Origin of the sequence: Paenibacillus sp. p3-SID867, assembly GCF_025142895.1 — a bacterium.
Taxonomy (GTDB): Bacteria; Bacillota; Bacilli; order Paenibacillales; family Paenibacillaceae; genus Paenibacillus_AQ.
Genome location: NZ_JAMBDM010000010.1, coordinates 231321 through 243578, shown reverse-complemented (window position 1 = coordinate 243578; position 12258 = coordinate 231321). Strand labels below are relative to the sequence as shown.

General features: G+C 49.2%; 13 protein-coding genes. 9 read left to right on the top strand and 4 right to left on the bottom strand.

Annotated features, from left to right (window positions below; all coding sequences use genetic code 11):
* Nucleotides 1-3: 3 nt before the first annotated feature.
* Nucleotides 4-171, bottom strand: coding sequence for a hypothetical protein (locus M4D81_RS21545; RefSeq protein WP_164817467.1), 168 nt, complete (start codon nucleotides 169-171; stop codon nucleotides 4-6).
* A 121-nt stretch (nucleotides 172-292) separates the two neighbouring features.
* Between M4D81_RS21545 and M4D81_RS21540 the strand changes: the two genes are divergently transcribed.
* From M4D81_RS21540 to M4D81_RS21530, 3 genes are all read left to right on the top strand, one after another.
* Nucleotides 293-511, top strand: a complete 219-nt coding sequence (locus M4D81_RS21540; protein ID WP_015737431.1) for an alpha/beta-type small acid-soluble spore protein — start codon at nucleotides 293-295, stop codon at nucleotides 509-511.
* A gap of 284 nt (nucleotides 512-795) precedes the next feature.
* Entirely contained in the window at nucleotides 796-1734 is a 939-nt protein-coding gene (gene cyoE, locus M4D81_RS21535; RefSeq protein WP_260068013.1) for a heme o synthase, read from the top strand.
* Nucleotides 1735-1813: 79 nt separating this feature from the next.
* Entirely contained in the window at nucleotides 1814-2431 is a 618-nt protein-coding gene (locus M4D81_RS21530) for an SCO family protein (RefSeq protein ID WP_071222377.1), read from the top strand.
* Nucleotides 2432-2506: 75 nt separating this feature from the next.
* Here M4D81_RS21530 and M4D81_RS21525 read toward each other — a convergent pair whose 3' ends face one another.
* A complete protein-coding gene (locus tag M4D81_RS21525; RefSeq protein WP_071222378.1) occupies nucleotides 2507-2854 on the bottom strand; it encodes a toprim domain-containing protein in 348 nt (115 codons plus the stop codon).
* 432 nt (nucleotides 2855-3286) lie between these two features.
* A complete protein-coding gene (locus tag M4D81_RS21520) occupies nucleotides 3287-4459 on the bottom strand; it encodes an MFS transporter (RefSeq protein WP_071222379.1) in 1173 nt (390 codons plus the stop codon).
* Nucleotides 4460-4639: 180 nt separating this feature from the next.
* On the opposite strand from M4D81_RS21520, the gene M4D81_RS21515 reads away from it, so the two are divergent.
* From M4D81_RS21515 to M4D81_RS21505, 3 genes are all read left to right on the top strand, one after another.
* The gene (locus tag M4D81_RS21515; RefSeq protein ID WP_071222380.1) at nucleotides 4640-5086 is read left to right on the top strand and encodes a hypothetical protein; all 447 of its coding nucleotides are present in this window, start codon (nucleotides 4640-4642) and stop codon (nucleotides 5084-5086) included.
* A 109-nt stretch (nucleotides 5087-5195) separates the two neighbouring features.
* Nucleotides 5196-6344, top strand: a complete 1149-nt coding sequence (locus M4D81_RS21510; RefSeq protein ID WP_162487642.1) for a transglutaminase domain-containing protein — start codon at nucleotides 5196-5198, stop codon at nucleotides 6342-6344.
* Nucleotides 6345-6487: 143 nt separating this feature from the next.
* Entirely contained in the window at nucleotides 6488-8545 is a 2058-nt protein-coding gene (locus tag M4D81_RS21505) for a peptidoglycan D,D-transpeptidase FtsI family protein (protein ID WP_071222382.1), read from the top strand.
* A gap of 62 nt (nucleotides 8546-8607) precedes the next feature.
* Here M4D81_RS21505 and M4D81_RS21500 read toward each other — a convergent pair whose 3' ends face one another.
* On the bottom strand, nucleotides 8608-9069 hold the full coding sequence (locus M4D81_RS21500; protein ID WP_071222383.1) for an SRPBCC family protein: 462 nt from the start codon (nucleotides 9067-9069) through the stop codon (nucleotides 8608-8610).
* 258 nt (nucleotides 9070-9327) lie between these two features.
* Here M4D81_RS21500 and M4D81_RS21495 point away from each other — a divergent pair, with 258 nt between their 5' ends.
* Genes M4D81_RS21495 through M4D81_RS21485 form a run of 3 tightly spaced genes read left to right on the top strand, consistent with a single transcriptional unit; the run spans nucleotide 9328 to nucleotide 12243 of the window.
* Nucleotides 9328-10074, top strand: a complete 747-nt coding sequence (locus M4D81_RS21495) for a Cof-type HAD-IIB family hydrolase (RefSeq protein WP_071222384.1) — start codon at nucleotides 9328-9330, stop codon at nucleotides 10072-10074.
* Nucleotides 10075-10081: 7 nt separating this feature from the next.
* Nucleotides 10082-10561, top strand: coding sequence for a DUF456 domain-containing protein (locus tag M4D81_RS21490; protein ID WP_071222385.1), 480 nt, complete (start codon nucleotides 10082-10084; stop codon nucleotides 10559-10561).
* 56 nt (nucleotides 10562-10617) lie between these two features.
* Nucleotides 10618-12243 (top strand): putative polysaccharide biosynthesis protein, encoded by a 1626-nt coding sequence (locus M4D81_RS21485; RefSeq protein ID WP_260068012.1) that lies wholly within the window; start codon nucleotides 10618-10620, stop codon nucleotides 12241-12243.
* The last annotated feature ends 15 nt before the right edge of the window (nucleotides 12244-12258 follow it).

Here is a 12258-nt window from a genome sequence, read left to right as displayed (position 1 = left end):
TCCTTAAGAAGGCCTGCGTTTGGATTTGATAATGAATCCCCAACCTATATTGAGAATGGAGAGTAGAGCCAGACCGACGGCCAGAAATCCGTTGTAGCTGATGGATATGGCCGAAGCGGTCAGCAGGACGATCGAAGAGACCGCAAACCATAGGGATAAGCCTTTACTCATATGAAAAAAACCTCCAAAGATAAAAATTCAAAAAATACGTATAACGTTGCAAGAAGGAGCCATAATAAGTTTGCAAGCTTGCACTGGAATAACAGACATTCAGTGAAGGGAGATATTTAATATGGCACGCCGCAGCAACAATTTGGTTGTACCTCAAGCTACTGCAGCATTACAACGTTTGAAACTCGAGGCTGCTCAAGAACTAGGCGTAACGATTCCTCAGGACGGTTACTATGGTAACTATACTTCCCGTGAAACAGGATCCCTGGGTGGATACATTACAAAACGTTTGGTACAGCAAGCTGAACAGGCTCTTTCGGGGTCTGGCCGCACGCTGTAATCTCTTTCTCATAACGTGAGTATGGAAGCCCGGAGCGCTATCATTGCGCTCCGGGCTTTGTATTCATATTAAGGGATCGACACTCACTTTGCTACATAGACAAATTGTGCCTTAAACAACGGCATAACGTCAAGAATAGATCGCTTCCAAATGTCACTGAATTGTCATATAGATGGAACGAATTCCGAAGGATTGCTAAACACTTTTTACTAATGATATGATAAACTTTATAGCGGAGGCAGTACTTCCTCCATAACGACAGATACAAGGAGGAACGTTTACACGTGGATAATCACTTGAGATACCAGGCTCCTTCAGAATCCGCGGCACTTGCCTCGGCAGCGCCTGCACCTCCCGATAAGGCGGGGACTTGGAAAGATTTTATCACGGTGACGAAGCCCGGAATCATCCGGTCAAATTTGATAGCGGCTTTTGCCGGATTTTGGCTAGCATCGCGTTGGGATATCCAATTTGGATTGATGATTATGACACTTCTCGGAACCGTGCTTGTTATGGCTTCGTCCTGTGTTTTCAATAACTATTTCGACAGAGAGCTCGACATGAAGATGGAGCGCACACGGAATCGCTCACTTCCAACCGGACGGCTGACACCTAAGGTTGTTCTTTGGTATGCCATCATACTTGGGGTCGTTGGACTAGCTATGTTATTCCTGTTCTCAGGGGTATTGGCAGGGATATTCGGAGCGATCGGAATGTTCGTATACGTTGTGGTATACACATTATGGTTAAAGCGTTCATCAACATGGAGCACATCGGTAGGCGCTATTTCCGGAGCGATGCCTCCGGTGATCGGCTATGTGGCCGTGACAGGAAACGTAGATATGGCTGCAGTGCTGCTGTTCGCACTTCTGTTTCTGTGGCAGCCGCCACATTTCTGGGCGCTGGGCATTCGCCGCGTTGAAGAGTATCGCGCAGCGGGCTTCCCGTTATTGCCGGTTGTTAAAGGAATTAAACGCACGAAGTATCAGATGATTCCTTACCTGGTGCTACTTATTCCGATCCCTATTCTGATGTACACGTATGGGTACGCCGGTATTTTCTTTCTGGTTATCGGACTCTTCCTGGCTGTTTGGTGGCTCTACGCCGCACTCCAAGGTTTCCGTGCCAAGGACGATGAAGCTTGGTCCAAAAAGGTATTTATTATCTCCATCAACTACTTGACCTTGAGCCTGATCGTTCTCATACTCAATACCACCTTTTAATAGGTGGAAGGGCTTAAACGCTACACTAAACCTGATAAGAACAGGGATTGCCTGAGACGAAGGGAGAACGGGGAAGGTCATGAATGCATTCAAACGTTACAAATGGACTTGGGTACTACTCGCTGTCTGTGTAATAGCAGCTATTTACCTGGTATACAATTCGCTGGGATTCGGAAAAGAAAAGTTTCCTATCGTTCGTGAGGTTGCCGCTTATTCCATGGAGAATGTGGATGGAAAGACGATCACATCGGATGATACCAAAGGCAAGGTGAAGCTTATGTACTTCTATTTCACCAGCTGCCCGGATGTATGCCCGATTACGACACTGGTACTTTCGCAAATACAGGAAGACTTGAAGAAAGAGGGCCTCTTCGGTAAAGAGGTTAACTTCGTGTCCATTTCCTTTGACCCGGAAACCGATACAAAAGAGAAGATTAAGGAATTCGGGGACCGTTTCTATGCTGATTATAGCGGCTGGTACTTCCTTCGTGGAGATCAGGAGGAAACACGGAAGCTGATGCAGGACTCTTTCAAAATCCCGCTGCTCGGCAATAACTCGACAAATTTCACGCATGGCAATTCCATTGCATTGGTTGACCGGGATAACAATATTCGGAAGACTTATAATGCAGCAGACCCGGCCCAAGTGAAGACCGAGGATATTGTGAAGGACATTAAGTCCTTAATTAAGGAATAACCTATAGGTAAAACCAAAAGGCGCGCTCTATCGTTAAGGATGGAGACGCCTTTTTATTATTTTAAAACAAGGTCATCAGAATTCAGCAGGAGGCGGGTAAATGATGAACTCTTCCAGCCCGGCCTTCTCTAACTGGGCAATCAGGTACTCGTCAGGCGTTCCTTCAACTCCGGCGTAACCCCGGCGCGTATAAATCTGTTCGGCATCAGGAAAGATGTCGCGCAGGGCACCGCGAATTTTCTTGCCGGAGCTGTCGTTATCCATAAAAAGATAGACCTCTTGATCCTTCACCTGTTTATGAAGGCTTTCAAGCTTGGCGGTGTTTAACGTTCCGAACGTGCACAAGATGGTTATATCTGATGTCAGCAATCGGCGTAGTCGACTCCTGTCGTTCTTGCCCTCTACGATGATGAATATCGGCATCTTTTTTCACCTCTGTCATGATACGGAGATCCTTGGCAGCATTCCCCGGGAAATGATAATCCGCCGTCGAATGATGGTTATGTCGAATGGTGTATGTATAGTGTAACTTGTTTCTTGCCGATCATGCAAAGCAGGCAAAATAAACGGCCATCCACTGGATGGCCGCAACAAGGTTAACCCATGTATTCTAGTAGAAACAGCTCAAGATAATGACGAGCAGAATATACAATACAAGAACCATCCCTACAGAATTTCCATGGCCTCCTGTATGACAATGTTTATGATGATGAACATGACTCATGATTACTTCACCCCTTGGTTAGATGTACGTGGTCATTTGCCACACTGTATCTTATGTGGATTTACCCAAATGGACTGTGTGTTGGCCCATCCGCATCTTTTTGGGCGCTGACTCAAGCAGGTACAGCTTCCTTAGACGGTTGAGATTGGGGCTTCCGGTGAGATGGCCGTTAAAGGGGCTTCACGATTGCGTTTGGGGAGCAGCAGCAGAACGGTCATCAGCATCAGAAACGCGATGAAATAAGGTGACACCACCGTTCGAAGCTGTCCAGCCGCAATCGGGCCGACAAAGGAACCAAGCGACATGGCGATGGATTGAAATGAGAATACTTTCCCGAGTCTGCCTCCGCCGCTTAGCTCGATGAACAATGAGGATAACGCCGGAAACAGCAATCCTTTAGCTAGCCCGAGTGCAAACAGGATGATCATAATCGGTACATGATGAGCTGCGGCAAGAGCGTAGAAGCAAATCGCCAGCCCCAATACGCCGATGGCTACTCTGATATGGGGCGCATAACGATTAAGAAACAGCATGCTTAATGTGACCAAAGCTCCAAGGCTAATGACGGAGAATAGAAGTCCGGTGGACATAATGCTTGCCAGCCCGCTTTCTCGCAGCGGTATTTCAAAAAACAGGATTCCTTGAGAGCATGCGATAGCAAACGGAATCAAATATAAACGCAAGCTAAAAGGAAGCCGCGCCGGTGCCCCGTTGTTGATCGGAACAGCAGCCTGACCTTTATCCTTAGCAGTGGCTGACAGAGGTTTCGGGAGACTGAGAAACGCCATCAAACCGGTGAAAATCAAAAGCCAGCCCAGACTCTGGAATGTACCGGAAAATCCTGCTTTGGCTACAATGAAAGCGCCGGCGGCCGGGGACAAGACAGAGGCAAGAGTGTGTATTACGCCATGACCGGACATATATTTGCCTTGCGTAACAGGATCCCGGGAGAGTGACGCAAGCAGTGCCAGACAGGCCGGTGACAAAAAGGCCAGAACGAATCCGCTGATCGAGCGGAGCACGAGCAGCTGCCAAGGCAATTGGACATGAGCCTGGAGCAGCAGGATCACACCAGCGGCGGTTAAGCTAAAAATAATGTAGCGTCTGCTGCCGTGCCGATCGATCAGATTGCCTGCAAGCAGATTGCCAGGCAGATGGGTCAGAGCATAAATGCCCATCATCCAGCCGATAAACGTAGGGGCTGCGCCAAGAGAGATGGCAAAAGGCGTCAGTACAGGATACTGAGCATGCAAATCAAAAAACGCCAGAAACAAAAACATATAGAGCCATAAAGCGGTTTTCAATATGGCACCCTCCTATCCGGCAAGTTGATATTGTTACTACTACTTGTACGTTCGAAAGGGCAAGCTTATACCTTTTTGTGAAAAGACCCGGTTGGCTGACAGCTTTGCGGGGTATCATGTATAATTAATAAGACGGCCATGAACCGCCGCTTTTGAAACGATGAACGGGAGTGAATTGTATTGGATACTCAGGTCTGGATTGAATTTCTCAAACAAAACTGGCTGGTCATTGCCATCGCCTTAATTGTCTTGTTTATTGTGCTGAACGTAGTGAGAACCGTCATTAAATGGGCGCTGGCCGTACTTATCATCGTGGGATTGTTAGTGTACAGCGGGATTTCCTTAGATAAAATCGGCGAGGTTGTAACCACGGTGAAGGAAGAAACGGTGGACACGATAAAAAAAGAAGCGCTGAACATGATGATGAATGAAGCGAAGGAAGCGAAATATACCTCGAATGAGGACGGTACCTACTCCATTAAAGCTCCCAATCTGGAGCTGAAAGGAAGCGCCGGTTCCGAAGAGGTTGAAGTGACTTTCCGCGGTGTTTCGGTAGGGAAGTGGGATATCAACGATACAATTCAGAGCTTTATCGACGATGCCAAGAGCAATACGGCCTCTAAATAAAAAAGATAGAACGCAATCGGAAGCGAATGTACGAGGGCGGCAGCGTTGTTAGTGCTGCAGCTCGATTACATCGGTTGACAAGACATCATGGGGAGAGGAGGGGATACCGTTGATGTCGGCATGGAAGGATAGTGTGCTGGGTGGGAACGGAATCACCATCTTGCTGCTGCTGATTGTGGCTTTTTCACTATTACAGGGATGGAGTCGCGGAGCCTCCCGGTCAGCCGGGAAGCTTGTTTTTTTTCTGGGGGACGCGGTGCTGCGCCTGGTCGGGCTAGCGATCTCCGTTCCTTTTACATTATGGTTATCACCTAAAGCAGGCGATTGGCTGGGTACGGTCTCCACTTTACCGAATCGAGAGCTGCGCTTCTGGGAACAGATTTATTATACAGCCGTAAAATCGCTGGCGGATTTCCCGCTGCTGCGGTTTGCGGTGCTGTTTATGTTAAGTTACGCCCTTATCGTATTTATGCTGCGTTTGCTCGTGTCCCTGATTATGGGAGGCAGGCTGGGACTCTTCGAAACGAGAAAAGATACATCGGCATCGCTGCTGAGCCGGCTAACAGGTGCGGGAATTGGCGTCATCATGGGCGCAGCGCGGAGCATTATTGTTATTGCGATCTTATTCATCTACGTCAGTTTGAATCCCGATCACGGCTTTAGCCGGTACGTTGAGGCTTCACCCGTTTATCAACAGGGAGCGAGGGCAGTAATAGAGCCTTTGTCGGGCTCTCTCGTCCGCGAGAAGCTGCCGGTCTTTACCCAATCCGTTCAGGAAGAATTGAACGGGATCATTCAGCGGAAGTATGAGGTCATCGACCACAAGATTCCCGAGGGCATTGAGCAGACGGCAGCCCATGTCGTGAAGGATTCGTCAACCGATGAAGAGAAAGCGCGAAAGCTCTATGATTGGGTTGGCAGCCGGATAACATATGATCACGACAAAGTGACCTTGTATGAAGAGCAGCGGATATGGAAAGAGCAGACACCGCAGGATACGTACGATACAAGGTTAGGGGTGTGCATTGATTATGCCCGTCTGTATGCCATGATGGCCCGGTCTCAGGATCTGAAAGTCCGGGTCGTAACCGGCAGGGGATATAATGGTCAAGGCGGTTATGGTCCGCATGCCTGGAATGAGGTCTACTTGAGTGAAGAGAAGCGATGGATACCGCTGGACCCGACCTGGGCACAGAGCGGAAGCTGGTTTAATCCGCCTCGCTTTAATGAGACGCATATTAAGGAGCAGGTGTTTTGATCGGTGTGTTGATATGGAGAAGGGCGGACTTTGGAGCAAGGGAAGTCCGCCCTTTCCCATCAGGAGGGCCCTTCCAGATGAAGTGGGGGGGCGTTTATGTTAATATGGGTTTATGTGATTGTGGATAAAGGGGAGAAGCATACGTGAAAGGGTTTAGGCCGGATAAGCGCAAACAAGAAGAACAAGATGCCGGCAGTCAGTTTAACTTGCGGGTTAATCTATTTTTTTTCAGCACTTTTATCATATTCTGTGTCATTATTATACGCCTTGCTATACTGCAGTTCGTTGAGGGGCCTGAGTTAAAAGAGCTCGAAACCGGCGGGCAGGTTAAAAATTTCCCGCTTCAGCCGATCCGGGGCAGCATCATCGATGCTTCCGGAACGCCGCTTGCCTACTCGACACCTTCCCAAGCACTATATTTAACGCTGTTAAAGGATTACAGTTCATCCGAGCGAGGAAAGAAGAACCGTCCGGAGATCCAAAAGCTGGCCGAGGAAATGGTCAAGGTCTTCGAACAGTATGGTGATCCAAAAGCCGAAAAGCTGACGGTGGATGATGTGATCAAAGCGATGGACCTGGAGTTCAACAAGCAGCCGGGTTATGAGCCGAGACGCATAAAGGCAAATCTCTCGACTAAAGAAGTGGCTTACTTTATGGAGCATAAAAATGAATATCCTGGAGTCGAGGTTGTCGAAGAGAGTCAGCGTCAATACAACCCGGACAAAATCGCCGTTCAAACGATTGGTTATTTGAAAGAATTCCGCGGAAATAAGACACTGGATAAGTATAAACAGATCGATGAGCAGAATAAGAAGCAAAAAGATCCGGGACTCATCTATACGGAGCAGGAGAAGGTCGGTGTAGACGGACTCGAAATGATGTTCCAGGATGAGCTGCGCGGCAAGAACGGATATATCGGCATTCCGATTAATCCGCAGAACATGGCGGACGGGGTGCCAACCATGATCGCCCCGGAGAAGGGCTACAATATTCATACGACGATCCACAAGGATATCCAGAAGGTGACGCAGCAGGCGATCATTGATCAGCTGAAATGGCTTCACGCCAATCCGGTTTCCGGTAAAACGCATCCGAATGCGCAAACGGGGTATGCCGTAGCGATGGAAGTGGACACCGGAAACATTGTTGCCATGGCCAGTATGCCGGATTATGACCCGAATGTGTGGGAGAATGGGACCGATGATGCTAATTGGGAAACCGTTATGAAGTATTACGGCAACGGGACGATTTCTCCATACAGTTCCGGTCGATCCGGCAACAATCTGGAATCGGTTGTGCTGCTCGGTTCCACTATGAAGCCCTTGACGGTATTGATTGGACTTAATGAGAAACTATTCGGACCGAACGATTATTATTATGATGGCGGGGCAGCATTTTTCGGTAAGGATAATACGAGAGTCCGGAACTCAGGCGGTAAAGCCTATGGATCTCTGAATGCGAGAAAAGCGATTGAACATTCCTCCAACGCCTTTATGGTTGACTGGATCGGAGAACGACTGTATAACAAATACGGCTCCAAATCCGTTGAAATATGGGATGAATACATGAGGGAATTCGGGCTTGGGGTTTCTACCGAATCCGGTCTGCCAAAGGAGCATAAAGGAATCATCGAGTATACCAATATCGAGCAGGCGGGAAGTTATCTGGCTGCCATGGCATATGCTTCATTCGGACAGTCCGGTAAATATACGACGCTCCAATTGGCACAGTATGCCAGCACGCTTGCCAATCGGGGAGAACGCATTCGGCCTCAGCTTGCGAGCAAGATTGTGGATCAGGACGGCAATGTGATCAAGGAATTCAAACGCGAGGTATTAAATAAAGCGGATTTCCCGGAGCAGTACTGGAATGAAGTCATTGCAGGGATGAATACGCAAGGACTTCGAGCATTTGAAGATTTTAAATATGATTTTGCACGGAAGACAGGAACATCCGAGCAGGATATTTATAAAAACGGTACTCGGATCCGGGTGGAAAACGGGGTGTTCATCGCCTTTGCTCCACGGCAAAATCCGAAGCTGGCCGTCGCCGTGGTCATACCTGAAGCCGGCTTCGGTTCCCAGAGTGCCGCGCCGGTTGCCCGTAAAATTTTCGACGCGTATGACGAGATTTACGGCCTGGACGGTACGCCTCACCCTAAAAAAACCGAGGGTGAGAATGGGGATGGCAGTAACGAATAAGAGGATATTTACAAAACGGCAGCCAAGAGCCCTAAATGGGTTGGCTGCCTTTTCTTTATCCGTTACACATGGGCGTCCGGGGCTTTGTCCGCCACCAGGTTCAAGACGATGTTAAACTCCAACAGCGCTTTGAGGCCGCAGAGTACCATAGTGTATCCTCCCATGGAATCAATAGCTCCCTTTACCATTTCATCCGCACTGCCTGTAAATCCAGAGTGGGTAATGGCAATAAAGGTCTCATGATCGCCCCGTGGCGTGAATGTCCACTCGGTTTTGGTCTGGTCTGAAGACTCGATCGTGATGCGGCGATTGACTTCGATATGTTGAACGTAAACGTCATCATGTACCCCATACATCTCCCAATCCCAGCGAATATGGCTGCCTTCCTCCAGCTTGCCGCTGCTTTTGGTAAACCAGAACTTGGTTGTAATCTCAGGGTCGATGAAAGCCTCGAATACTTCTGAAACGGGTCTTCGAATCAACATCTCTGCCGTCACGACAGGGGTCTCATTGAGTTTGGTCATATGAATTTTATGACTCCTTTCGGGTTGTCTTCAGTAATATCGTAGCATATAGGAATTCATATTCTTTCTTTTACATTGCTCATTTATTTCAAGGGTCGTGTGCTTTGTTCGAGAGCTTGGGAAATACTACTTGAGACTAGCGTTACCTCAGTTTTGGCATGTCCGGGGGCGGCTATTCATAGGGGAATGTTTTGACGTCATGCCTTTTGTGGTAAAATGTCGTTATGTTTGCTTGTGATTCGTAAGGGGGTTAATACCATGAAACATAAATATCGATTGTTGGCACTGGATATGGACGGTACGCTGCTGCGGGACGATCATGAAGTGTCTGAGGAAACGGTGAAGTGGATCAAGGAAGCGGTACGGCACGGCATTCATGTCTGTCTCTCGACAGGCCGGCCGTTTCAGGATGCGTATCCGTATGCCAAACAGCTTGAACTGACGACACCGATGGTAACGGTGAACGGAGGCGAGGTATGGCGTGCGCCATATGAATTACACCGCCGCGCATTGCTCGACAGCAAGCTCGTGGAGCAAATGCACGCACTGGCCATTGAAACCGGATCATGGTTCTGGGCGTATTCAGTAGAAAGATTGTATAACTCTGAGAACTGGACCGACGATATCGCGAATCAGGAATGGCTGAAATTCGGTTACACCACGAATGATCATGAGGTGCGTCACAACATTCTGATGCGCCTGCAGGATATGGGCGGACTGGAGATCACGAACTCCTCGCCGGATAACCTGGAAATCAATCCGCAGGGCGTTAACAAAGCGACCGGAATCGGACAGGTGTGCGAGCTGCTCGGCATTAGCATGTCCGAAGTCGTAGCCGTAGGCGACAGCTTGAACGACCTGGCTGTGATTCAGCAGGCCGGCCTCGGCGTGGCGATGGGCAATGCCCAGCAGACGGTTAAGGATGAAGCGGACCTTGTGGTTTCCAGCAACAATGAGGACGGCATCGTTGAGGTCATCAGGGATCATATTTTGATCGAAAGGTGAGATGTTGATGGACATATTGGGCTGGATTATCGTTATCGCTCTGTTTATCATTGGGATGGCCGGGGCGATTTACCCTATTCTGCCGGGGGTTGTCGCCATTTACCTGGCGCTGTTTGTTTACGGCTGGTTCTTTACATTCGAGCATTACAATTCATGGTTCTGGATTATTCAGACCATCATTCTGGTGGTGCTCTTCATTGCCGATTATGCGGTTAACGCCTGGGGGGTTAAGAAGCTCGGCGGTTCCAAAGCCTCGATATGGGGCAGCACCATCGGTTTGATTATCGGGCCGTTCGTTATTCCCGCTTTTGGATTGATTATCGGACCGTTCCTGGGAGCATTTTTGGGTGAAATGCTGGCAGGTTCGGGACCGAGCAAATCCATGAAGGTTGGATTCGGATCGGTCATTGGATTGTTCAGCAGCATTGTGGTGAAGGTTATTTTACAGCTCGCGATGATTGTTATTTTCTTCATTTGGATTTTCTAATAGACGCTTAGGAATCGCTGTAAGAGGCGCTTTGGAGGAGAAAGAAGGGTACGGTTTTGTCAAAGAAAGAGTCATTTATTAAAGGCACGATCATCTTGGCCGCTGCTGCGCTGGTCGCCCGCGTGCTGGGTCTTGTCCAGCGGGTGCCGCTGGAGCATATGCTGAACGATATAGGGGATGCCTCATTTACGATCGCCAATAACGTATATTTAATGCTGTTAACGGTAGCAACGGCCGGCATTCCCAGCACGCTCAGCAAAATGGTATCCGAGCGTCATGCTTTGAACAAGCCAGCGGAGGCACGGCGTGTCTATCATGCTGCGCTTATTTTTGCCGGAGCAGCAGGCGTTGTCATGACGCTGCTGCTTTATTTCGGAGCCCCATATTATGCTACCCATATTGCTAAGCAGCCGGAGGCCGCCGCGGCCATCCAGGCACTTGCCCCAGCGCTGCTGCTGTTTCCGGCCATTGCCATGATGCGGGGATACTTCCAGGGACGCAATAATATGACGGCTGGCGGCATATCGCAGATTATCGAGCAGATTGCACGGGTTCTGACAGCGATCGGTTTGGCCTATGTGCTGCTGCGGATGGGTTACGATGATACCTGGATTGCAGCCGGCGCCTCCTTCGGGGGCGTACTCGGCAGTATCGGAGCATTTGCCGTCATGCTGTACTTTACGGTAAAGCTTCGCCGAAATGATCGTGAGCTCAAGATGCCGGCAGCGGACCGCTCCATCCCGCTTGGCGGGATATACCGGGATATATTCACGTTGTCTATACCGATTGTACTGTCTTCCCTGGCGGTTCCGGCTGTTAACTTCATTGACAGCTCCATTGTGAAGCCGCTGTTGATTGGGCAGGTTGGCCTAGGACAAGCGACCGCAGCTCTCGCGGTGTTAGGAAACCGGGCACAGAGCGTGGCGGGGATTCCGCCGATTCTAGCCATTGCCCTGAGCACCTCGCTCATTCCGATCATCTCTGCAGCGTTTGCGAAGAAAGATCAGGAGCATCTGGAACAGCAAGTATCGCTGGCTATGCGTATTGCCATTTTAACAGGCATGCCGATGGTGATTGCGCTATGCGTGGCATCCTATTCCATTAATGGTTTGCTGTTTAGTTCCTTGGGCGGCAGTGGGATAATTGGATTTCTGACATTCGGTACGATTTTCCAAATCACGATGATGACCACAAATTCCATTCTTCTCGGAATCGGCAAGGCCAAGCTCTCGATGATTCACGTGATGGTTGGGGTTGTGGTCAAGCTTGCAGCCAGCTTCCTGCTTGCTCCGTTCTTTGGGATTTACGGGATCATAGGGAGCACGGCGCTCTGTTTCCTTGTCATTACGATACTGAATATAAGATCGATTAAAGGGATTGTATCCTTCTCCATCCTGGGCAAACGCTGGACGGGCTTCGTACTGACGGTGATTGCTGCCGGGGGAATCGGATATGGCCTGAATCTGGCCGGTATTCAAATGGTCGATGTCATGCCGGCACGGTTGGCATTCCTGCTGACTTGCCTGGTTGTAGGCGTGGCTGTAGTCATTATATATCTTGTCCTGCTGGTGGTGTTTGGCGTATTGCGGCAATCGGAGCTGAGCAGTTACCCGCGCCTTTTGCAGAAGGTGTTCCGTCCGCTTATGAGACTGCAGCCTGCACGTATGCGGGAGCGGGGATAAAGACATAGATTTAGT